At 62.4% G+C, this 23,971-nt stretch carries 13 protein-coding genes; 1 reads left to right on the forward strand and 12 read right to left on the reverse strand.

The genetic code is table 11. The features are described 5' to 3' along the window. Positions 1-627 precede the first annotated feature (627 nt). The 12 genes from HBN54_RS17670 to HBN54_RS17725 form a co-directional block, all read right to left on the reverse strand. Positions 628-2,349 carry a T9SS type A sorting domain-containing protein gene (locus HBN54_RS17670; RefSeq protein ID WP_168674554.1) on the reverse strand — a complete coding sequence of 574 codons (1,722 nt, stop codon included), beginning with the start codon at positions 2,347-2,349 and terminating at the stop codon, positions 628-630. Positions 2,350-2,387: 38 nt separating this feature from the next. Continuing rightward, entirely contained in the window at positions 2,388-5,855 is a 3,468-nt protein-coding gene (locus HBN54_RS17675; RefSeq protein WP_168674555.1) for a class I SAM-dependent DNA methyltransferase, read from the reverse strand. Between the two features lie 363 nt (positions 5,856-6,218). Beyond that, positions 6,219-7,244: a right-handed parallel beta-helix repeat-containing protein gene (locus HBN54_RS17680; protein WP_168674556.1), complete on the reverse strand. Its 1,026-nt coding sequence runs from the start codon at positions 7,242-7,244 to the stop codon at positions 6,219-6,221. A gap of 130 nt (positions 7,245-7,374) precedes the next feature. Then, positions 7,375-8,478 (reverse strand): T9SS type A sorting domain-containing protein, encoded by a 1,104-nt coding sequence (locus HBN54_RS17685; RefSeq protein ID WP_168674557.1) that lies wholly within the window; start codon positions 8,476-8,478, stop codon positions 7,375-7,377. Between the two features lie 160 nt (positions 8,479-8,638). Next, complete coding sequence (locus HBN54_RS17690) at positions 8,639-9,523, reverse strand: alpha/beta hydrolase (RefSeq protein ID WP_168674558.1); 885 nt, start codon at positions 9,521-9,523, stop codon at positions 8,639-8,641. 267 nt (positions 9,524-9,790) lie between these two features. Further along, entirely contained in the window at positions 9,791-11,425 is a 1,635-nt protein-coding gene (locus tag HBN54_RS17695; RefSeq protein ID WP_168674559.1) for a RagB/SusD family nutrient uptake outer membrane protein, read from the reverse strand. 233 nt (positions 11,426-11,658) lie between these two features. Beyond that, a complete protein-coding gene (locus HBN54_RS17700) occupies positions 11,659-14,862 on the reverse strand; it encodes a SusC/RagA family TonB-linked outer membrane protein (RefSeq protein ID WP_168674560.1) in 3,204 nt (1,067 codons plus the stop codon). A 39-nt stretch (positions 14,863-14,901) separates the two neighbouring features. Beyond that, positions 14,902-16,215: an MFS transporter gene (locus HBN54_RS17705; RefSeq protein ID WP_168674561.1), complete on the reverse strand. Its 1,314-nt coding sequence runs from the start codon at positions 16,213-16,215 to the stop codon at positions 14,902-14,904. A gap of 67 nt (positions 16,216-16,282) precedes the next feature. After that, a complete protein-coding gene (locus HBN54_RS17710; RefSeq protein WP_168674562.1) occupies positions 16,283-16,660 on the reverse strand; it encodes a cupin domain-containing protein in 378 nt (125 codons plus the stop codon). 120 nt (positions 16,661-16,780) lie between these two features. Further along, positions 16,781-18,913 (reverse strand): heparinase II/III domain-containing protein, encoded by a 2,133-nt coding sequence (locus tag HBN54_RS17715; RefSeq protein ID WP_168674563.1) that lies wholly within the window; start codon positions 18,911-18,913, stop codon positions 16,781-16,783. Positions 18,914-19,010: 97 nt separating this feature from the next. Beyond that, on the reverse strand, positions 19,011-19,769 hold the full coding sequence (locus tag HBN54_RS17720) for an SDR family NAD(P)-dependent oxidoreductase (protein ID WP_168674564.1): 759 nt from the start codon (positions 19,767-19,769) through the stop codon (positions 19,011-19,013). A 200-nt stretch (positions 19,770-19,969) separates the two neighbouring features. After that, on the reverse strand, positions 19,970-22,291 hold the full coding sequence (locus HBN54_RS17725; RefSeq protein ID WP_168674565.1) for a polysaccharide lyase 6 family protein: 2,322 nt from the start codon (positions 22,289-22,291) through the stop codon (positions 19,970-19,972). 473 nt (positions 22,292-22,764) lie between these two features. On the opposite strand from HBN54_RS17725, the gene HBN54_RS17730 reads away from it, so the two are divergent. Further along, positions 22,765-23,805: a LacI family DNA-binding transcriptional regulator gene (locus HBN54_RS17730; protein WP_168674566.1), complete on the forward strand. Its 1,041-nt coding sequence runs from the start codon at positions 22,765-22,767 to the stop codon at positions 23,803-23,805. The last annotated feature ends 166 nt before the right edge of the window (positions 23,806-23,971 follow it).

The raw sequence follows: 23,971 nt of genomic DNA on the forward strand, positions 1-23,971 counted from the left end.
TGTAGAAAGTTGAATAACCAGGACTTGCGAAAATTCCTGTTCACGAAGAAGCTGCTGTTTGGGTCAGCGAAGAATACCGCTGGAACGGTGTAGAGACGCATCTTTGCGTCTTGTCGTTGAACAAAATCGCCCAACGACAAGACGCAAAGATGCGTCTCTACACCGTTCAAAACCAGAAGCATTAACTCAAACCACTTCTAAGCCCCCGCAGGGTTACCGGCGGGCCGGCGCGCCCCGCGCACGTCCACCGAAGGCACGAAGGTGCCGCGCTCATGAAACCCGGGCGTCCGAAGAAAACTGCGGCGTAAATGAAACCGACGGTAATCACCAAAAAGCCCTCCCCTTTTCACAAAGCGGAGGGCTTTTTGGTGATTACTGTTAGTTATACTCGTCTCGAAGTAGGGTGCGGGGCCTGCCCCCGCCCGTCGTTGAACGGTATCGTTGAAACAGTGCGAACGACGGGCGGGGGCAGGCCCCGCACCCTACTTCGCTTTTCGCAAGCTACTTCGTGACGAGTATAACCAACGTTTAGAACGGGCAAAGCATTATTCCCCATTCTTCAACGGCTCGTTTGCAAGGTCGTCATTGGCTTGTGTACCCAATGGGGGCTGTGGGGTGCGGCAGCGGTTATTCCACTGCTACGCGGGCCGTGTAGGACTGGCCGCGCTTATCCGTGGTGCGGAGCGTGTACAGGCCCGGCGCCAGGCCCCGCACCGATACTGCCGCCTCGGCCGACATGGTGGTGGTACGCGCCACGCGGCCCGTCGCATCGATTAGCTGCACCAGGGTGCCTGATGCAAGACCGGGCAGATACACCCCGTCGGAGGCCGGGTTGGGATACAGGCCCTGCGGCAATGGCGAGGCCGTGGCCGCAGCTAAAGCAGTGCCGGAAGCGCCTAGCTGGGCGACAAAGCCGGAGTAGGACGACACGCCCGACGGGGTGATTGAGCCAAAGGTGGCGCCGTAGTTGGCAAAGCCATACACTTGCAGGCTGCCTTGGGGAAGCAAGCCGAGGCCGAGGCCGCGGTCTTGCCCGGGGCCACCGGCCTGCTGCACCCAGCGCAGCTGGCCCTGCGGGGAATATGAAGCCACCAGGATGTCGCTACCCCCCGCCGAGGCGAGCGTGAAGGCGCCTATCCGGGCCTGGTTGCCGAAGCTACCCGCAACGTAGGCGTTGCCGCCGCCATCCACGCACACGCCACTCAGATAATCGGAGCTTGCGCTGACCAGGGATTGCGCCCACTGCTCGGTGCCCTGTGCCGAGAACCGGACGAGGAAAGCATCTTCGTTGCTGGCGGTGGCAGTGGAACCGGTGAGGGTGCTGCCGCCGAATTGCAACGATTGCCGGAAGGTGCCCGTGAGGTACAGGTTGCCGGTGGCATCGGCGGCGGCCCCGGTGAGGTCGTCAAAATCGGGCCCGCCGAACGTGCGCGCCCATTCCAGGTTGCCGGCTGCGTTGTACTTGGCCGCCATCAGGTTGACGCTGGTGGGCGATGGGAACGCCAGGCCCGTGGGAAACGACACCCCCATGAGAAAATCGGTAACCAGGTAGAACCCGCCGCCCGGCGCGTTCACCAGCCGCAACGGGTAAACAACCCCGGCCCCGGTGCTGCGGTCGGAGTAGAACAGGTTTTTGAGGCTTTGAACATCCCCCGTAGCAGCCGAAAAGCGGGCCAGGTAGGTGGTATAAGGGGCCGCGACCCTGGCGGAGGACGCCAGCAGCTGGCCGCCGAAGCTGATGCCGCTGCAGTAAACGTGGCCGCCGCTCACGAGCACATTGCCCGCGCCATCAATGGTTACGCCTGTTGCCGTGGCTTGCGGGGTGCAAATCGGAAAAGCCGGGTCGCGCGATACATCGTCGCTCTGTTTGGCCCAGGCAAGATTCCCCTGGGCATCGTAGCGGGCCACAAACGCCTTGGTGCCAACGTAGTTGCCCGCGCTCAGGGTTTGGCCGTGGCCCATGTCGATGGTTCCCTGAAAATTGCCCACTACGTACACGTTGCCTGCGGCATCCAACGCTACGTCGTCGGTCCCGTCGGAGCCGGTCGAGCCCAGCTGCTGTACCCAGGCCACGGCGCCCAGCGGCGTGTATTTGGCCAGGTACCCGTCGTGAGAGCCGCGGCTGGTCAGCACGGTTTGCCCTACCCCGGTCCGTACACTGAAGGTGCCCACTTCGTACATATTGCCCTGGGCATCCGTTACCCGGCGCGTGTAGGGCGACAGGTAGGACCCGGTGCCCCGGGCACTGTCCCAGGCGGGCGTGGTTTGGGCGGCGGCGCGGGGGCCAAAAGCCAGGCTGCTCAGCACCACGGCGGCTAGCTGGGCAAAACGAACGGTAGGGGTTTTCATAAGTACGGGGAAATGGTGGTGGAAAGACCAGAGAAACACTAGAGTACATACGCGCCCTCGGGCGTTTGGCGGAGCAGGGAAAGGGCCGCAAGGGTTTGAAGCAGCGGTTCTAATTTGTCGGATTTCACGCGCCGGAAGCGGGTGGCTACCTCAGCGGCCGTCAGGGGCTGGGCGGCTTGCTGGAGGGCGTCGCGCAGGGCCTGCATCTGCAGGGCCAGCTCGGTGGGCCAGGGCTGGGGGGCGATTCCCTCCGCTGATGGAGTTGACCGGCCGGCGGCCGAAAAGGTTGCTGTGGTGGGCAAAGAAAGTTTCGCCTGCTCGGTTTCGGGGGCCTGGTAGGCGGGGCGCAGGTAGCGGATGTGGCCGCCCTGCTCCTCGCGGGCGCGCTCGTGGTTGAGGCGCACGAGGCGGGTGAGCAGCTCGGCCTCGGGCAGGGCGGCGGGCCAAGCGTAGGCGTCGGCCACGGCGGCGTCGAGCTGCTGGTGCAGGCTGAGCACCACGGAGGCCAGGCCCTGCTGGTTCACGGTCAGGTCCTTGGCCGACAGGGGCTGGCTGGCGCGCAGCTTCTCCACCACGTTGTAGAGGTCGGTGAGGGTGAGACTGGGGTGCAGGGCCTGCTGGCGCTTGCGGTGGGCGTCGAGCTGTTCGGCCAGCTCGCGGATGCGCGCCTGCTGCGCGGGCGTGGCATCGGGGAAAGGGAATGGGTCGAAGCAGCGGGATTTATTGTAGCGCGGTGTTCCTCCTACGCCAAGGATTCCGCCTGCTGCAAGTGCCCAACTTATATGAATACGACTTGAAAGAATTCCTAAGTAATAGGCGTCATCCAGCCCAAATGCAATGTTAGTACCCTCTGCCAGATAATCCCCCGCAACGAATTGAAAGAATCGATGCTTTGCTGTTTCAGTCGTGACAATGTAGCGACTTAAGCTTCTGACGGACTTTCGCATTGATTGCTGATTCACCCCAAACAGCCACCACCTTTCTCGCTTCTCTTTACTTGGATTATGGTCACGTTCTGGCTTCACATACAGTAGTAGGCGCTGCAAAACATCAGGGTATTTCGCTGTTAATTCTTCAAGCGACAAACCATCGGTATCAATTACGAATAAACCTCTTGGCTTTTGAGTTAAATCCTGCCCACTGATATACCGTCTTACAATTGCAGTGCTTGATGTGCTTTTTAGTAACGCTGCATCTTCTGGACCTAAGATGAAACCAGAGCCGTACAGCTTGACGCCCAAATAAGCCAGTTTATCATTAGCGAGCAACGGTGACACCCCGGTAACGTCTGCTCCTGAAGTTAAGTCGGCATTTATTATTCCGGGAGTTTCCTCAAAGTCAACTTCTATTGCATCTTCCTCTTTTCCGGTTTGTTCACGGGTAACCAAGGCCAAAACACCAGGCCGTTTACCTGGCTCAACGACAGTTGCAGCAATGCGTACAGCTGCACCATCCACTCCATTAACCCAAGGATGGTCAGGAATAGCGAATGTTATCGAAAGCGGATTTTTCTCGTCTTCAAGGTAAGGTTCTATCACCCGCCGATTGAAAATTTGAGTTATCGAGTTGGTAGTTATAAAACCGAACCGTTCGACATCTCCTTTCCTAACTAATTCGGCCGCTTTATACCACCAGTACATGACGAGGTCAGCTGAATCGGGGACTTTCTTTGCATAAGCTTTACGTAATGCCTCCGTGTAGCCATCGCCAAGAATCAACCTCATTCGTTTCATCCCTACAAATGGTGGATTGCCAATAATGAAGTCTGCTTCGGGCCAATCAGCAGGCTTTGCTTTGGGGTAATCCAGCATTATAATTTGTGCTGATTCATCAGGCACTTGTTCTCCAGTCGTCGGATTAACTTTCATTGTAAATCCGTCCCAACGCGTAATCTTCCGTCCTGACTCATCCAGTCTTGGTACTGTCAAACCATAATCAAGCACTGCATCCTGCTGGCGAATGTTCTGGTACTCATCGAGCAGCGGCTCGGCCAGCTGCGTAATGCCGTGGGTGCGCAGGTGCCACTGCAGGTAGCCGATGCGCAGCACCACGTCGGCAATGGCGGCCGCGCGCGGGTTCAGCTCCAGGCCCAGCAGCTGGCGCGGGCTCACGGTGGTGCCCCCGCCCAGGTCGAGCAGGCCCGTCTGGCCGAAGCTGTTGATGGCGGCCAGCACCTCCCCTTCCAGGCGCTTGAGGTGCTCCAGCGTCACGTACAGGAAGTTGCCCGAGCCGCAGGCCGGGTCCAGAATGCGCAGCGAGGTGAGGCGCGTGAGGAAGCGCACCAGTTCCTGGCGGGCCTCTTTGGGCTGGTTTTCGTCGAGGCGGCGGGCGCTGGCGGCCTGGGCGGCCGTCCATTCGCGGCGCAGGGGCTCCAGTACGGTAGGCAGCACCAGGCGCTCCACGTAGCGGCGCGGGGTGTAGTGCGCGCCCAGGCTGTGGCGCTCTTTGGGGTCGAGGGCGCGTTCGAGCAGGGTGCCGAAAATGGCGGGCTCCACCTCGGTCCAATCGGCTTCGGCGGCTTTGAGCAGCAGGGCCATCTGGTCGGGCGTGAGGGGCAGGGCGGTGGCATCGTGGAAGAGCTTGCCGTTGAAGCGCCGCACGCGGGCCTTCAGGTCGGGCGAGAAGCCGCCGGTGTCCATCGTGGCCCAGAGGCCGCGCAGGGCATCGGGCAGAAACTCGCGCAGCTCGGGCGTGGAGTAGGTGCGCAGCATGCCCGTGAAGCTGGCCTTGGGAATGAGCCCCACGTCCTCCGAAAACATCGTGAACAGGCAGCGCATCAGGAACTGGGCCACCGTTTCGGCCGGGTGCCCGGCCCGCTCCAGCTGGGCACTCACGCCGGCCAGGTAGCCGGCCAGCTCCCGCGTGACGCGGGCGGCGCGGCGGCTGGGGTCCAAGGCGCGGGGCTCCAGCCACACCTGGCGCAGCAGCAGGCGGGTGGCTTCATCGGCCAGGGCGGCGAGGGGCAGCCGGAAGCGGCTCTGGTCGGGAAAGGGCACGAAGGAGTCGCCCACCTGGGCGAAGTTCGAGTACACGTCGATGCAGTAGCCCACGTCCACGACCAGCACAAACAGGGGCCGGGGCTCGTCGGGCGGCAGGGCGCGCACGTAGCCCAGGGCCTGCTGGCGGGCCGCCTGCATCATCTGCTCCCACTTCACGGAACCGCGCAGGGCGTGACCCTTGCGGCGTTTTTCGGCGGGCAGGCCCAGCTCGGCGCGGTCGGCTTTTTCGGCGCGCTGCTGGGTGTCGGGGGTGTCGGTGCCCTGCTTGGTTTCGAGGATGAAGCAGCCACGCTTGTAGAGGTCGATGCGGCCGGTGCTCTTTTTGGGGCCGTCCTGGAAGGTAACGGCGCGCTCCAGCACGTACTGGTCCTGGGTGGGGTTGTCGGTGGTGGGGTCGGGTTTCGGCACGCCCAGCAGGTCGCAGAGGTCCTGCAGGAAGAGGCCGTAGTTGGCGCGCTCGGCACCGCCGGAGTTGCGCCAGCGGGCGGCGAAGTCGGGGTAAGTCAAGGTAGAAACGACTGAAGTGGAAAACGGGGCCGGAAGATACGGGCGGGGGTGGTGTTTGGCGGTTTTACCCCATCCCCTAGCCCCTCGCCGCTTCATGCGCGGAATCCTCCGGGGGAAGGGGGACTAATTCTAGTTTAGGGCATTTAGAGCAGTTTTCAGGTTCGTGTACACGTAGCGCGAACTTTGTAGTTCGCGTCCCCGCGCCATTAGAACGGCTCTAATGGCGCGGGGACGCGAACTACAAAGTTCGCGCTACTGCCTGTTTGCCTGGTTTGCTACAAACCTGCCGCCGATAGGGGGCTACTCCGCAATTTGGACTACTTATGCGGGACGCTTAAAAAGCTGGCTGATATTCCCAGTCCGTCAAGGCGTTACCGTGATGTTGGTCGTGCCGGCGGCGGCTCCGGCTACGCGGTTGCTGGCGTACACTTTGTTGCCGAGGGCCGAGCCGCTTTTGGTTTGGATATTGAAGCCGTAGCCGGCTGCCTGCACCGCGCAGGTATTGCTGGCAAAAGTGTTGTTTTCGCCCCAGCCGGCCACGGCTACGTGGGTCTGGAAACCGTCGACCAGCACGGGGCCGCCGTTGGTGCCCGTGTTGCCGCTGATGGTGTAGCCGTTGCCCTTCACGTCGAGCCAGCTGTCGGCGTAGTTGGCGCCGTTCAGGCCCTTGCCGTTCAGGGTATTGCCGCTGATGGTGCCGCCGGTAGTGCCTTCTTTGATGTCGATATTCTCGGCCTTGATGTTGTCGCCGAACACGGTATTCTGCACCGTGTTGTAGTCGCATTTGTCGGGGTCGCCGTTGGTGTAGGTGGGCCAGTTGCTCACGGCTGAGCCGATGTAGCAGCCCTCGCCGTAGCCGGGCTCCACCAGGCCGGTGCTCTGGATGGAGGAGTTTTGCAGCACGTTGTAGGTGCTGAAGCGGCGGAAATGAATGCCTTCTTCCCCGATGGTGTGAATACTCAGGTTATCGAACAGGTTGTGGCTGCTGTAATCCACCATGATGCCCTTTTTGGAATTGGTGACCGTGAAGCCGCGAAACGCCCAGTAGCTGTTGCCGAGCAGGAAAAGCGCCGCGTTGCCGCTGGTGCGGATGTTGGTTTGCAGGATGGCACTGCGGCTGCCCTGCAGCATAACGGGGCTGGCGGCGGTGCCGTTTTTGCCGGCGGGCACGGTAAACTGGCCGGTATAGGTGCCATCGGCCAGGGTGATGACGTCGCCGGGCTGGGCATAGGTCAGGGCCGCCTGGAGCTGGCTGGCAGTGGCCACCGCCACGCTGCGGACGGGGGCCGGCGTGGGCTGCACGGCCGTAGATGCCGTGGGACCCGTGCCGTTTTTGGCACAGGCCCCGCCCAGCAGCGCGGTGGTGATAAGTACGATGGAAATACGCATTGGGAGCATGGGTAAACCGGATGGATAGAAAAGTAGGTTACAAAACTTGCCCCCGCCCGTCGTTGAACAACCCACAGCGGAATCGTTCAACGGCGGGCGGGGGCAAGTTCCGCAGCCTACTGTGGTCGTGCTATTGCTTCACCACCTTGGCCGTGATGCGCTGCTGCGCATCGGCGTACTCTACCATGTAGATACCGGCGGGCAGCGCATTCATTTCCAGATTGGTACGTGCGGCACCGGCTGATACGGCCGTGGTAGCCACCTGCTGGCCGATGAGCGAATACACCGTGACGCGGGCGCCCTGCGGCGCGGCCGGGTGGGCAATTTCGAGGCGGTTCTGCACCGGGTTGGGGTAGGCCGTGAGCGGCGTGGCCGAGCGGGCGGGCGTGGTAGCCAGGCCCCCGGCGCGGCCTTTCAGCTCCACGTCTTTCAGGAAGGCGTAGCGCCCAGGCGTGGAGGTATTGACGGCAAAATACAGGCGCATCGTCAGGACGTTTCCAGCGGCTAACACCAAGCCGGAGGCCCCGTTGAAAGCAAAGCGAAACTTGCCGTTGTTGACCCGCAGGGCAGTGGAATATTGCGGCAGCACCGCCCCGTAGGTGGGGCTCAGCGTCCCGGCGGTGAACGAGCCGTCGAGACCGGCCGGCAATACGCCGCCATTAGAGGCGGGCAGCGTAGTAGAGCCTGAAGTGAAGGCCGCGTAGGCCGGGCCGATGCCACCCGTGAACAGCGCCGAGTCGGCCACGAAGTTGCTGCGCGAGTATTGCAGCGACACCCGCCCGCCCACCGAGCTGGCGGCCACGGCGTTAAACAGCAGCGAATCGATGCGAGTGGACGCCGAAGCGGTTACGGTAAACTGCACGTAATACGTGCGTTGCGGACTGGTGCCGGGGCCGCCCAGCGCAGTAGTCCAGTTGCCTCCGAAGCTGGCCGGCGCGAAGGCCATCCCAAACCCCGACGAATACGGGGGGGCCGTGGTGCCGCTGCTGGGCGCGTTGCCATCCGACACCACCAAGCGGCGCAGCGCGACGGGCGACCCGACGAGGCCAGCGGAGCGGGCAGCCACGCTGTCCTGGCCATTGACGCGCAATGACCACACGGCACGGCCGGCGGTTTGGGCGGTGGCGGGGCCGGCCAGCGCCAGGCCCAGCAGGGCCGCGGCCAGCGCCGTTTTGCCCAGGGTAGCGATACGCGGCACACGGGCCGAAAAGGGCGGTAGTAAGAGGTTTTTCATGGTAATGTGGGAAGGTTGGAAATGAGAAAAAATCAGGAATGAATGAAGGAAAACAAGGTTTTGAGGTGGCAAATGGGTCAGCTACAGCAAGGGCCACCCTACCCGGCGCCAATGGCCTGGGCAAAAAAGGGAATGCCGAAAAGAGAGGCGGCCGGGCGGCCTACAGGCCCTGGGCCTTCAGAAAGCGGATAATGGCTTCGTTCACGCGCTTGTTATCATCTTTTGAAAACTTGCCGTGCTGGCCGCCGGCAATGGTGATAAACTCGGTGGGCACGCCGGCCGCCACGTAGGCTTTGTGCAGGGCCACCGACTGCTCGTAGGGCACGGTGGGGTCGGCGTCGCCGTGCACGATGAAGGTGGGCGGGCTGGTTTTCTTCACCATGTAGAGCGGCGAAACCGAGCGCACAAACGCCGCGTCCGAGGCGTGCGAGCCCAGCCACTGGGTGGCCGATTTGCTATTCCACTGCGGTACGTCCGCGATGCCGTACTTGTCGATGATGGCGCGCAACTTCACCGTTTCCTTGGTGGGGCACTGGGTGTCGAACACATGGTCGTTTTCGAGCAGGCCGCCCACCAGGGCCAGGTGCCCGCCCGACGAGCTACCCATAATCACAATCCGACTGGGGTCGATATTGAGCTTTTTGGCGTTGGTTATCAAATAGATGATGGCGCAGCGCACGTCTTCCACGGCGGCCGGGGCCGGCGCGTAGGTGCTGAGACGGTACTCCACGTTGGCCACGCTCCAACCCTGCTTGAAGAAGCCATTGAAGCCCGACTGCGACTCCTTGGTGCCTTTGTTCCAGCCCCCGCCGTGCAGGTTGATGATGACCGGCACGGGCTTGCGGCTGTCGGTGTTCAGGTATAAATCCACGCGGCCGTCCCAGGGGCCTACTTTGCTGTACACCGTGTTCAGCTGGGTGGTGTAGCCGGCCGGGGTGTCAATCACCTTCACCGTCGAATCGGTGGGGATGGGCGGCACCTGCTGGGCGTGGGCGCGGGGCGCAAGGGCCAGCAGGGCGGCGGCCAGAAGGTATAGGTGTTTCATAAAGGGGGGTAAGGGGTGCTTGGCTTCGTTCTGGCGTTCACCTCACGGGACCCCTTTGGGGCATGACCCCCTCTCCCGTGGAGAGGGGGCACCGGTTCGTGAAGTCGATTCTTGTAGCACATGCTTTAGCTTGTGCGGCGTTGCACGATGTTGCGCGAACGGGCACAAGCTAAAGCAAGTGCTACAAGTCGTCGTTGAGGCATTTCCGGTGCCCCCTCTCCGCGGGAGAGGGGGCATGCCCCAAAGGGGTCCCGTGAGGTGATGCCCCTACCAGCCCGGGTTCTGGGTCATGGCGCTGTTCAGCGACAGCTCGTTGGAGGGGATGGGGAAATATTCGTCGCGGGCGCTCACGTTCTGGTAGGGCACCAGCGAGGAAGTGCGGCCATTGTAGCCCAGGGCGTTGTTGCTGCTGGAAGGGGCCTGCGTGCTGATAATCGGAATCATGGCCTTCATGGTGGTCAGGAAGATGCCCCAGCGCAGCAAGTCGAGCTTGCGGAAACCTTCGAAGGCCAGCTCGCGGGCGCGCTCATCTTTAATGCGGTTGAAGAAATCGGTCTTGCTGAGGCTGGCGGGCACGTCTACGGTGGCCGAGGGGGTGGCGATGGGCAGGCCATAGGCGCGGCGGCGCACCTGGTTGATGGCGGCCACGCCGGCGGCGGTGGGGGCACCATTCACTTCATTATCGGCCTCGGCAAACATCAGCAACACGTCGGCATAGCGGAGCAGGGGCCAGTTGGTGGGGCCCAGGTTTTTGGCGTAGGGACGGTAGGTTTCGTTCTCGCGGCGCCACTTGTTGATGTAGCGGCCCCAGGTGTAGGTGCTGGCGTAGGCGGTGGGGCCTTTGGTGGCGTCGTAGCTGGGGTAGTAATAGGTGGCGATGTTCCAGTCGCGGCGCAGGTCGCCGGTGCCGTAGAGGGCGTACTGCACGCCGGTGGCCACGTAGGTGCCCTGCATGAAGCCCTTGTCGGCAATATCGTTGCGCACGCCCAGCGTGGAGCCGAAGCGGCCGGCCTCGTTGTAGATGCTGCCCACGCCGGTGCCGTTGAACTCGACTTCCCACATGGCCTCGCGCAGCTCGTACACGTCGGCCAGCTCGTTCTTGAAAATCTGCGAATAATCCGGGTTCAGCCCGTGCTGGCCCGAGTTCATCACCTTCAGGGCCCAGGTGCGGGCGTCGGCGTACTTGCTGGCGTCTTTGAGGCGGCCGGCGGCGTACATATTCACGCGGCAGAGGATGCCCTCGGCGGCCGTTTTTGAGATGCGGCCGCTGTTGCCCCAGTCGGCGCCGTTTTTCAGCAGGCCCTCGGCCGTGGTCATGTCCTTGATAACCTGGGTGTAGACCTGCGCGGCGGGCGTGCGGGCAATGTTCACGTCGGTAGCGGCCTGGGTCGAAGTGAGCTTCAGGGGCACGTCGCCCCAGTAGCTCACCAGCACGAAGTGGTAGTAGGCGCGCAAAAACAGCGCCTCGCCCCGAATCTGGTCCTTCACGGCGGCGGTGGCGGTGGAGCGGTCCAGGCTTTCGAGCAGCACGTTGGCCCGGTTGATGGCTTCGTAGAGGTTGCCCCAGCAGTTCACCAGGTTGCCATATGAAGCGTCGTAACCGTACTGGCTCACGGCGGGCGTGGTGTTGCTGCGGGCCAGCATCTCGTCGGTAGCCGATGGGGCTTCGAGCGACAAAAAGCGCGAGTACGTGGATTCCTCGGTGCTGCCGGTGTAGGTTACTTCCTGGCCCAGCTTGGTGTACACCCCCATGAGGGCGGCGGTGAGCTGGGCTTCGGTTTTATAAAAATCCTGCGGTGCCACGAAGTCTTCGGGCTTGGTATCGAGGTAGTCTTTGCAGGAGCTAAGGCCCGCCATGCCCACGGCCAGGCCGAGCGACGCGAGAAGAACTGATTTTTTCATGACGAAGGGAAGCGGGGTGGGATTTTTTCCTTTGAGTATTTGGTGGCCAGCATTTCGTGCTGAGCGTGGTTGGGGCTTGTCGCGTGGGCGTCGCCAGACGGGGTCACCTCACCCCCTGACCCCCTCTCCTTGGGGAGAGGGGGCACCGGAAATGCGTGGTTTGAAGTCGTCTGGCTCCCCTCTCCCCAAGGAGAGGGGCCGGGGGTGAGGTGACCCGTCCGGCCGAAGCCGGTTTACAGCGACAAATTCAACCCCAGTGTGATGGTGCGGGCGCGGGGGTAGGCCGAGAAGTCGAAGCCGGGCGTGAGGGGCGAGCTGTAGATGGATACCTCCGGGTCGTTGCCCGAGTATTTGGTCCAGGTGAGCAGGTTTTGGGCCGAGGCGTACACGCGCAGGGTTTTCAGGTGGGCGTACTTGGTGAGCGTGGCCGGCAGGGTGTAGCCCAGGTTCACGGTTTTGAGGCGCAGGTAGGAGCCGTCCTCGATGAGGCGGGTGGAGTAAACGCGCGGGCCCTGACCGTTGGTGCGGTACAGGTCGTTGGTGGGGTTTTCGGGCGACCAACGGTTCTGGTACGACTCGAACTGGTTGAGGCCGTTTTTCAGGGCCCCGCCCTCAAACAGAATCCTGTTGGCGTTCAATAGGTCGCCGCCGTAGGAGAACTGCAGGAACACGTTCAGGTCGAAGCCTTTGAAGGTGAAGTTGTTGCCGAAGCCGCCGATGAACTTGGGGTTAGGGTTGCCGATAACGGTGCGGTCGTTGTTGTCCACCACGCCGTCGCCGTTCCGGTCGGCGTATTTGATGTCGCCGGGCTTGATGCTGGTGCGGGCGTTGCCGTTGTTGGGCACGCTGGTTTTCAGCACGTAGTTGCCGTTCACCACGTCGAAGTCAGCGAACTGGTAGTTGCCCACCCACTGGAAGCCGTAGAACTGTGCTACCGGGCTGCCCAGCTCGGCCAGGTAGGCCGGTACGTTGCCGTAGCCCGAGGACGACGACCAGCGCACCGTGGACTGAATGTAGGTCTGGTTGCGCGTCAGTTCCAGCACCTTGGTGCGGTTGAAGGCCATGTTGAAGCTGCTTGACCAGACGAACGACTTGTTCGACACGTTCACGGTGTTCAGCGTCAGCTCCAGGCCCTGGTTCTGCACCGCGCCGATGTTCTGAAATACGCTGTTGTAGCCGCTGGTGGCGGGCAGTTGGGCGTTCAGCAGCAGGTCGGTGGTTTTCTTGCGGTAGGCATCTACCGAGAGGGTCACGCGCTGCTCCAGGAAGCCCAAATCGAGGCCCAAATCAGCTTCCTGGGTGGTTTCCCACTTCAGGCTGCCGTTGCCCAGGGTGAGGGGCACCACGCCCCGGATGAAGATGCCGCCCGGCGAGTACGACTCGGCTACCGGCAGGCCCAGCGAGGGCAGGTAGGCGAAGTCATCGACGCGGTTGTTGCCGATGAGGCCGTAGCTGGCCCGCAGCTTGGCGTCCGAAATCGACTTGATTCCTTTCAGAAACGGCTCATTGCTCAAGTGCCAGGCAACGGCAGCCGAGGGGAAGTAGCTCCACTTGTTGCCGGGCGCGAACTTCGACGAGCCATCGGCCCGGGCCGACACCGTGAACAGGTACCGGTCCTTGTAGGTATAGTTCACCCGGCTCAGGGCCGAGGCCAGCGTGTTCGACGACTTAGCGGCCGTTACCGTGTACGGAATACCTTCATCCAGGCCGCTGATGCCCAACTGCTCGTTCGGAATCAGAATAGCCCCGTTGCCCGACTGCGAATACTGTGCGCCCTGCAGCGTGAAGCCCACGAGCGCATTGAGGCGGTGGTCTTTTTTGAAGGTCTTGTTGAACGTGAGCGTGTTTTCGTTCACGTAGTTGTTGCGGTCGGTGTAGGTCACTGAGCCGTTCACGCCGTTCTGGCCCTGGGTGCTGGTGAGGCTGCCGGAACGCGTCTGGGAGTTGTTGAACACGTCGTAGCGCAGCGAGCGGCGGTCAACGCCACCGGTCACGCGCAGCTTCAGCGAGCGCCCGAAGGCGTACTCGGCGTAGGCGTTGGCCGTGAGCTGGTTGGTGGTGTTATTGCGCAGCTCGTTCTGCACCGTAAACAGGGGGTTCCACTGGTAGTTGGTGCTCGACGACACGTCGCCGTCCTCAGCATTGTCGAGCAGCGCGCTCAGGTTGCCGTTGCCGATGATGGGCCGGTAGCCGTAGAGGCTGGTGAGCAGGGCAAAGTCGGAGTTGGACGAGCCGCTGACGGACGTGCCGTAGGCGAAAATGTTGCTGAAGTTGGCGTTCATGCCCACCCGCAGGTTCTGGCGCACGTCCTGGTCGAGGGTGATGCGGGCCTGGTAGCGCTGGAAACCTGAGTTGAGGATGGTGCCGTCCTGGTTCAGCGCCGAGCCCGAGAGGGAGTAGCGCGTGCCCTTGCTGCCACCGCGCACCGCCAGGCTGTGGCTGTACATGGGCGCCAGGCGCAGAATCTTGTCCTGCCAGTCGATGCCGGCTTCGTTGCGGTAGCTCTCCAGGTTGCGGCCGCCGCTGAAGTACAGGTTTTTGGCCTGCACCGAGTCGAACTCAAACTGCAGCTTCACAAACTCGTACGGCTTCATCAGCTTGGCCCGCGAGAGGCTTTGCTGAATGCCATAGTACGTGTCGTAGGTAATGGTAGGCGCCGCGTCGGAGCCGCGCTTGGTGGTGATGAGCACCACGCCGTTGGCCCCCCGCGAGCCGTAGATTGCCGTGGAAGAGGCGTCCTTCAGAATCTGAATCGACTCGATATCGGAAGGGTTGATGGCGTTGTTGTTGTAGTTCTCAATGGGGAAGCCGTCGACCACGTACAGCGGCGAGTTGTCCTGCGTGATGGAGTTGCCCCCGCGAATCACGATGTTGGGCGACGCGCCGGGCTGCCCATCGGGCGAGCTCACCTGCACGCCGGCCACGCGCCCGGCCAGGGCATCGTCGAAGGATTTCACGGGCGCCTTGTTCAGGTCCTCCACGTTCACCGAGCCCACCGAGCCGGTGAGGTCGCCGCGCTTCACTTCGCCGTAGCCCACCACCACCACTTCCTCCAGGCTCTGGGGGTTGGCTTTGAGGGTGGCATTGAGCAGCGTATTGCCTTTGATGGCACGCTCTACGGGCAGGTAGCCCACGTAGGAGAACACCAGGGTGCCCTGCGCATCGGGTACTTTCAGGCTATACATGCCTTCGTTGTTGGTGGTGGTGCCCAGGGTAGTACCCTTGGCCAGCACCGTCACGCCAATCAGGGTTTCGCCGGTAGCGTCCACCACCGTGCCTGTCACGGTAATGGCTTTGGAGGATTTGTTGTCCTGCGCCCGCATTGTGCCGGCACTGCCCAGCAGCAGGAGTAGCAGCAGCATGGTCTGCGACAGCCAGGCCACAAGCCCACCCGCCGGTCGGCTTGTGTGCCGCAACATGGTAATTTTCAGATTCATATCAAAAGGGAATTTTACGGTTTGACGAAGGAAAGGGCGCTACGCGGCGGGCGTATCCAGCCGCCGGATGGTGCCGCTCAGGCTCAGCAGCGCAACGGCCCCCAGGGGTACCAGCAGCGCGGCCATGATGAAGAAGGGCGTGTAGCTGGTGCGGGTGAGCACGGGCACCAGCCAGGTGGTCATGAGCAGGGTGCCGGCCACGGCGGCCGTGCCGCTCAGCCCGGAGAGCGTGCCCACCGATTTGCCCGAGAAAAAGTCGCTCGGCAGCGTCTGGATGTTGCCGATGGCCACCTGGAAGCCCATGAGGGCGAAGAAGATGCAGAGCATGGCCGATTCCGGCGTAGTGGCCTGGGCGCTCAGCAACAAGGCCGGTAGCATGATGGCGCAGCCCAGGATAATGCAGGTTTTGCGGGCCCGGTTCACGGTGCCGGTGCGCATGAGGCGGCCCGAAAGCCAGCCGCCGCCCAGGCTGCCAATGGCCGCCCCCACGTAGGGAAACCAGGCAAACGCGCCAATCTGCTTGATGTCGAATTGAAACCGCTCGTGCAGGTAAATCGGCAGCCAGCTCACAAACAGCCACCAGATGGGGTCGAGCAGGAAGCGCGAGGCCAGCACCGCCCACGACTGCCGGTAGCCCAGCAGCTGGCGCACGGTGAGGGCCACCTCGGGCACGGCGGCATCGGCCGGCGTCTGGCCGTCGAGAATGTGGGTGCGCTCCTCTTCAGTGAGCCAGGGGTGGTTTTTTGGGGCGGCTTTGTTGATAATCAGCCACGGAATAACCCACAGCAACCCCAGCGCGCCAATGATAACGAAGGTGGACTGCCAGCCAATCTCCTGGTAGAGCCAGGCCACCAGCGGAGCCGAAATGACCGCGCCCAGCGCTGCGCCGGCCCCAAACAGGCCCTGCGCAAATGCCCGCTCGCGCCCCGGAAACCACTCGGCATTCGACTTGGCCGCCCCCGGCCAGTTGCCGGCCTCGCCCACGCCCAGTATCACCCGGAACGCGCCAAACGAGAGCAACCCGCGCGAGAGTGCGTGCAGGGCCGCCCCAATGCTCCACACGGTAATGGAGAGCGCAAAGCCCAGCCGCGTCCCAATCTTGTCGAATATGCGCCCCGACACGCTCTGCCCAACGCCATAGGCCACCATGAAAAAGCCCACGACCGTAGCATACTGCTCTTTATCAAGCTGCAAATCCTTCGCAATGCCGGGCCACATCACGGCCAGCGCGTTGCGGTCGATGTAGTTGATGACCGTGGCCAGCGCGATGAGGGTGATAATCCACCAGCGCAGGCCGCGCACTTTGCGGGTGGCGGGCGGCGAGGTTTTGGGCGAGAGCGTAGTCGGTTGCATGGGTGGGATGGGTGGCGCGAGCCAGCGGGCTCGCAGTGGCGCAACAGGAGAATAAAAAAGCCGGCTATCAGCTGGCCGCAGCAGCTGCGGGCAGCAGCCCGGCCGCGGCCATAAAGTCTTCGCGGATGGGGCTGAAGATGTCGAGCAGCATGCCGTTGGTGAGGGCAATGGCCCCGTGCAGGATGTTGGGCTGCACGTAAAATACTTCGCCAGTGCGCAAAATGGTGGTTTCGTCGCCGATGGTAACTTCGAACTCGCCGGCCACCACGTAGCTCGTCTGGCTATGGAAATGCTGGTGCGCCGCGCCCACTGCCCCCGCTTCAAACTCGACTTTCACGAGCATGAGGTGGTCGTCGTAAGACATGATTTTGCGCTTTATACCGGGCGCTACTTTTTCCCAGGCAAGGTCCTGGTCGGTGATGAAGGTGTTGCTGCTGTACCGCATCGCAGTAGTAGTAAGAGGTGGGGGTGGGATTTTTGGTTGTCGTTGATTATCAGGAAATCAGCACGTCATAATCATCTGGCGTCCGCTGGTCGAAGCATGACGTGCTGAATTGGCTAAAAGCTAAAAATGGCGAAACACATAGGGCCCCTGCCAGCGCAGCGGCTGCCCGGCCACGCGCACTTCGTGCGAGGCACCGGGGGCAGCATCCTGGTTGGCAATGGCCAGGCGGTAGGTGCCGCCGCGCGCCAGCTGCACTTCCACCACGGTGGCATCGGCGCCGTCGTAGAGCACCGCCACGCTGCGCACGTTGCTGTGCGAGCCGGCGGCCGTTTCGGCCGTGGGGTTGAACTCGCCGTGGGCTTCGATTACGGAAGCAAACACCTGGTTTTTGGCTTTCTCACGCACCAGGAGCACGGGCTCGGGGCGCAGGTTGAACTTGGGGTCGTTGGCGCCGATGCGGGCCATAACTAAATGCGTGGCCGTGTCGGTGGCCGTGGTCATGGAATAGAATTGCGGGCCGCTGAGCCAGGTGAGCGTGGCCACGCCGGGCGTGCGCACCGGCTTGCCCACGGCCTCGCGCCAGAGGTGCTGGTAGCCGTTTTTCGGCCCCAAAGGCTGCTGGTTGGCGGGCCGGTCGTAGGCGAAGCTGGTTGAAATCAGCTGGCCCTGGTAGTAGAACGGCAGGTCGTACTGGTGTTCGGTGGCCGACTGCGCCCGCAGCACGTCCAGCACCAAAGGCTTCTGGCTCAGGCTGTCGGTGAACAGCGCCACCGTGCGCTGCATGGCCACGCCGGGGTAGGCGTCATCGGCTTTGGCGCTGGCCACCTGCACGCGGGCATTGGCAATGCTGGCAAACCAGGCTTTGCCGGAGTGTTCTTCGGCCTCTTTCTCGCGGCCGCCAAAGTTCGAGGCCTCGTCCACCACCAGGGTGTTGTGGGCCACGGTCTGGCTGGCGAAGGAATGGGTTTCGGGCAGGTAGCGGCCGCCTTCCTTGGCTTCCACGTTCAGGAAGCGCACGGCGCCATAGTCCTGCAGCACCTCCCGGCCTTTGTCGTAGAGCACGATGCCGAGCTTGTCGTAGTGCCCGTGCGAGAGGCCGTGCGCCGTGTACTTAAACAACAGCGAGGTCTGGTCGGTCTGGGGGCCGGTGCGCAGCACGGCCAAGCCGCCTTCCGCGCCGGTAGCTCCGTCGCGGTACACCTGGCTCACCCGCTGAAACTCCGGCAGGTTCTTGCCGGCGGCTTGCAGGGCTTTCGCCACTTCCAGCCCGCCGGCACTCACCAACACCTTCTTTTGCAGCTGCACCACGCCCAGCATGGTCGGGTCGACCCCATAGTGCTCGGCCGCGATGCTGATGGCCCCCACCAGCTCCTGGGTGGTCCAGTCCTTCTCCTTCAGCGCATCGTTCAGGGGGTAGTACCGCCCGTCGTTGTTAGTGAGCTGAAGGGACGAATTGAGGGCTTTTTGCAGAATCTTATCGCGGTATTGAAAGATTTTCAGCGCCGGCTGGTTGTTGTCAATGGCCTGGGCAAACATGAAAAACGGCGACAGCGCATAGCGCGAGTAGTACGGCCCCTCGGTGTAGTAGCCTTCGGGCGAAAACAGGCCGTTGAGCTGGGCCAAGAAGCCGCTTTTATCCGTGCCGGCCGAGCCGTGCAGCGCCAAGTTAATCAGCTTGTCGTCGTGCAGGGCGTAGCCGGTCATGCCCACGGCGGCGGCGGCCCACACGCCGTGGTTGTGCACCAGGTCGAACCAGGGCTTGAGGTCCTGGGTGAAGAAGTTGCACAGCGGCCGGAACGCGCCGTTTTCAATCTTGGTACGCTCGGCCGGTGTCAGGGTCTCATACACCGCATCGTAGCCCTGAATGCTGTACACCACCCAGTTGCAATCGTTCAGGGCCTGGTGAAACAGGCGGCCCGGCGAGGAGCTTTTGGCTTCGGGGTGGTTTTTCAGGGTTGGAATCAGCTTGCTGTATTCCAGCAGCATATCGCGCACGAAGCGGGCGTATTTCACGTCCCGCGTCATCTGGTAGGATATGCCCGCCGCCTGCATCGCGTAGTAGTTGCGGGTGTGCTGCTCGTGGGTGTAGCCGCCGGCGGGGTCCTTGGGCACGGGCACCACAATGGGGCTGGCCAGGGCCTTGTCGGCGGTTTTACGCAGGGCCGCGTAGCTTTTTTCGAGCAGCGGGTAGCGGGTCAGGCCCTGGCGCAGGGCGGGTACATCGGCCGCCGCAATGAGCAGCGCCGGATGCACCGGCGGGGTTGCAGCCCACGCCGGTGCACTCGCCAGCAATCCGCAGACTGCCAGCACCGTACCCCACCTTTTACTTATTCCGAACCCGCGCATTGCCTTAAACGAAATAGGTGCCACCATTAATCTCCATCGACGTGCCCGTGATGAACGACGAGGCATCAGATGCCAGGTAGGTCACCAAATCGGCCACTTCTTTGGCTTCGCCCTCGCGGCGCAGCGGCGTCATGCCGGCTACTTTCTCGCGCACCTCGGGCTTCGTAAACGTGTCGTGGAAGGCCGTGGCAATCATGCCGGGCGACACCGCGTTCACGCGGATGCCCTTTGGACCCAATTCTTTGGCCAGGCCGCGCGTCATGGTCAGCACGCCGCCTTTGCCGGTGGCGTAGGCCAGGGCTCCCGGGCCGCCGCCATCGCGGGCCGCCTGCGAGGCGAAGTTCACGATGGAACCGCCCTTGCCCATGTAGGGCAGCACCGCCTTGGTCAGCAGGAACACCGGCTTCAGGTTCACACCCACCACAAAGTCCCAGAACGCCTCGTCCATTTCTTCCATGGTCTTGCGGCCCACCAGGCCGCCCACCACGTTCACCAGAATGTCGATTTTATCGCCGAACGCCTCGGTGCACACCTTCACCACCTCGGCCACGTCGGCCGCCTTGGTCATGTCGCCCTGCGCCGAAACCGTGCGGCCCGCGCCGAGCTGGTCGGCCAGCGCCTGGGTGGCGGTAGCGTCCTCGGGCGAGTCGAAATAGTTGAAGCACACGTTGGCACCGGCCGCGGCCAGGGCCAGCGTTACTTGGCGGCCGATGTCGCGGCTACCGCCGCTTACGAGTGCTACTTTTCCAGTTAGATTTTGCATGATGAAGGGGGAAGTGGCGAATGAAAATTCGCTAGGGTAAGAAATTGATATTGTGTTGATGAGTCTGGCAGGCGGGGACCCCACCCCCTAGCCCCCTCCCCGATGGGGAGGGGGAACTAGTATTTAGTGTTGAATAGCTAGAAGGCTAGAAACTAGTGCTAGTACCCCCTCCCCACCGGGGAGGGGGCTAGGGGGTGGGGTTACTGCTTCACAAACCCGACCGGCCGGCCATCGGTCGCTACTGGTAGCTGCGGGGTTGGGGTTTTCAGGCGGTAGTCGAACTTCTGCGGGGCGGCAAAAGCCGTGGTCACGTAGGTGAGCTTTTCGGTGCGGGGCGGGTACGAGGCCACCACCTTGCCCGACTGCGAGAAGTTGGTGTTTGAAAGCCGGTTTTTTGATTTGCCCAGCTCCTGGTACTTGATGGCGGCGCTGGCCACCCCGCTCTTGTTGAACAGCGAGTTGCGAATATCCGTCCACTGCACGCCGGTGAGCATGAGGGCCGGGCTTTTTGCGCCGCCCACGTTGTCGAACGTGCAGTGGTCCACGGTCAGGAACGGCCCGAGGGTGCTTTCGTCGTTGCCGCCCCGGTAGAGCTCGAGGGCACTGCCCTGCACGTTGCGAAACAGGCAGTTGCGCAGAATCACGTACTCGGCGTTGTAGGTGCCTTTGTCCTTGGTTTCGGTGGCCAGGCTGAGGGCCGAGCCAGCCAGGTTGTAGAACAGGCAGTTGGCAAACTGCACGGTATCGGCGAAGGTGGCGGTGGTGGCCTGAAATACGTGGCCGGTGCCATCCGTGAGGCCATAGAAGGCGCAGTTGTTGGCCCACAGGCTGTAATGCTCCAGCGCCGGCTGCGTGCCCGACTGAATGAGGCCGGCCGCACCGACGCCCTTGCCGTCGAAGGCCACGCCGGCCAGCCGCAGCTTGCCGCCATTCTCGATGGTGAACACCGACTGCCCCGCATTGCTGCCCAGCAGTACCGGCCGGCTGGCCACGCCCGCTTTGGCCCGCAGAGTGAGCGGCACAGTTACCCCAATCGTTTGCGGAACCGGGTAAATACCGGGCTGGGTCAGCTCGATAATGTCGTTGGCCTTCGCCGTCTGGAAGGCCTTGAGCAGGTCGGCGGGGGTGGCAACGGGCAACACGCGCCCGGTGCGGGTATCGGCCGATGCGGCGGCGGGCCGGAACCAGCGCGGGCCGGCCTCAGCCGCTGTCACGGGGCGGCGAATGTCCGTTTTTGGCGCGCCCTTGGCCACGGGCACCAGCAGGCCATCGGCCGATTTTTGCACGGTGAACGTGGCCGCTTCCAGCCCGGCAATGTTGGGGCCGCTGCCGCTGGCCTGCAACAGGTTGTGGGTGAATTTCAGCCCGCTCATGTCTTCAAATACGTGGAAGGGCTGCGGCATTTGGGGGCCGTAAAACACGTTGTTGGTCAGCGTCACATTGGCCGGGGCCTGGGTGCGCTCGGCGTCTTTGCCCGCGCCCAGCTCGATGTTGCTGCAGTTCACGAACGTGTTGTTTTCCACCGCCACATCATGCACCGGCGAGTAGCGGTTGAGCGGCGAGTTGGGCACGCCGTGCATAATCACCAGCGCGCCGCGAAACTCGGTGCCGCGCAGGTCGGCGAAGTAGTTGTTGAGGATTTTGTGGCCCGCATTGATGATGCGCACGCCGCCGGTCTGGGTCTTTCCGTTGCCCAGAAAGTAATTGCCCTCGATGAGGTTGTTGTTGCCGTGGCGCAGCACTACCGAGCCCTCGCATTCTTCGAATACGTTGCGGCGCACCACATTTTCACCCGACTTAACGGAGACAATTTCCACTTCGCCGTTGCAGTGGTAGAAGTAGTTCTCTTCCACCACCGTGCGCGACGAGGTGAGCGAGGTCTCACTCAGGCCGATGCGGATGGTTTCGCCGGCGTTAGAGCCCAGGCGCGGGCGCGGGCCGAAGAAGTTGTGGTCGATGCGGTGGTGGTTTTCGCGGCTTTCCGGCGTGGGCAGCTCCACGACCATCGTCACGCCCACGGTTTTTTTGCCGGCCACGTAGTTGTGGTCGAAGCGGTTGTACTGCCCGTAGAAATGCACCCACTTGTCGTCGCTGCCGCCGATGGGCCGGTTGTAATTATCAATCACACATTCGGTTACGCGGCAGTGATTGGCCAGCCCCTTTTTATCATCCCGAAACTCAATCACGCCGCCATTAGGCGCGTAGCCTTCCCGAAAATCCAGTCCCGATACCACCAGGTAGCTGCCCACCAGACGCAGGCTTGACAGGCCCATGAGCCTGGTGGCGCCGGGCCGCTCGGCCCGCAGCACGATGGGCTGCTGCTCGGTCCCCGTGCCCTTAAAAACCAGCTGGGCATCGCGCCAGGAGCCGGCGGCCAGCACCAGCGTATCGCCGGGGTGCAGGTTGGGCACGGCGGCGTTGAAGGCCGCCACGTCGGCCACCTTAATGGCCGACGCGTGGGTGGTGAGGTGCCCGCTCCATCCGAGCAGGGTAGTAATGAGCAGGGTGGGAAGGTGCCGCATTATTAGTTAGATACAATTAGTGGGCAAGAGCAATTGGTAATTCTCGTTGCGGTATTGTTTTTCAAATGTAAAGTTTTAAAAATCGTTTAAACAATCACTAAAAGGGCTATTGCAGTCAATCAAAGGGCTTTGCCAGGCCTAAAAAACGTTACCGGTAACGTTACCGGCATCGATTGCGTACAAAATTATGGCATTGAAAAAATTAAATTAAAACCGTTGTGGCTGAGGCTATCGGAGGTGATTGATGCCTCACTAAGGGCGGATGCAAGGCCGGAGAAACGGGTGACCACACGCCGGAACATGCACCGTATTGCCACATTGTTACCGACTTTAGCGCTTCCTAAGCGGGTAGGTAACTTGTAGCGATGCTATAATTGGCTGCCTAATTAATACACTGCCCGCCCCCGTCATTGCTGTCCGAAGCGGAGCACACCTACCCGCCCGCACCCTCACCGAATTCCCGCCTTCCCACCATGACTGCTCCGCGCCGCGCCCGCCCTTCCAAACCCGCTACCATCAAGGATGTGGCCAGGGCGCTGGGCATTTCCATCTCCACGGTTTCGCGGGCCATGCGGGGTTTCCCGGAGGTGAACAACGAAACCCGGCAGGCCGTGCTGCGCACCGCCGAGGAGCTGGACTACCAGCCCAACCAGGTGGCCCTGAGCCTGGTAACCAAGCACACCCACAGCATCGGGGTCATCGTGCCGAACCTCGATTACTTCTTTGCCACGGCTGTGCGCGGCATCGACGAGCTGGCCATCGAGGCCGGCTACACGGTGCTCACCTGCCAGTCGAACGAGTCGTACGGCCGCGAAATCACCAATACCCAGCGCCTGGTGAATAGCCGCGTCGATGGCCTCATCGTGTCCATATCGAGTGCCACAAGCAGCCTCGACCACTTCCGGCGACTGTTGCAGCGCGAGGTGCCCATGGTGTTTTTCGACCGCGTGAATGCCGACCTGGAGGCCAACAAGGTGATGCTGCATAATTACGACGGCGCGGTGCAGGCCGTGAGCCACCTCATTGAGCAGGGCTGCCGGCGCATTGCCTACCTGGCCGGCCCGGCCAGCCTGAGCATCAGCAACCAGCGCAAGGAGGGCTACTTGGGGACCCTGCGCCAACACGGCCTGCCGGTGTCCGACGACTTCATCGTGCACTGCGAGTTCGACCGCGAGCACGCCTACCGCGCCACCCTGCGCCTGCTCGACGGGGCCGAGCGGCCCGACGCCATTTTCACGGTCAGCGACCGCATTGCGATAGGCGCGCTGCTGGCCCTGCGCGAGCGCGGCGTGCGCGTGCCGGATGATATCGCGCTGGTCGGCTTCAACGACGAGCCGGTGGCCAGCCTGCTTACGCCCTCGCTTTCCAGCGTAGCCCAGCCGGCCTTTGAGATGGGCCGCATCGCCGCGCAGCTGTTTGTAGAACAGATGAATAGCGACGAAATCCGGCCCTACCAGACGGTGGTATTGAAGCCCACGCTGATGGTGCGCGAGTCGTCGCTGCGGCGGCGGTAAAAAATCAAGTAGGGTGCGGGGCTGGCCCCCGCCCGTCGTTGAACGACCCGTTTGAGTTTCATTCAACGACGGGCGGGGGCCAGCCCGCACCCTGCTTAGGACAGAACGCAGGAACTCCCCCACGCTAAACACGAGGTAACGCGGACAGATTGGGCCAACTAAATGC

This window comes from Hymenobacter artigasi (assembly GCF_012275535.1).
GTDB classification, from domain to species: Bacteria; Bacteroidota; Bacteroidia; order Cytophagales; family Hymenobacteraceae; genus Hymenobacter; species Hymenobacter artigasi.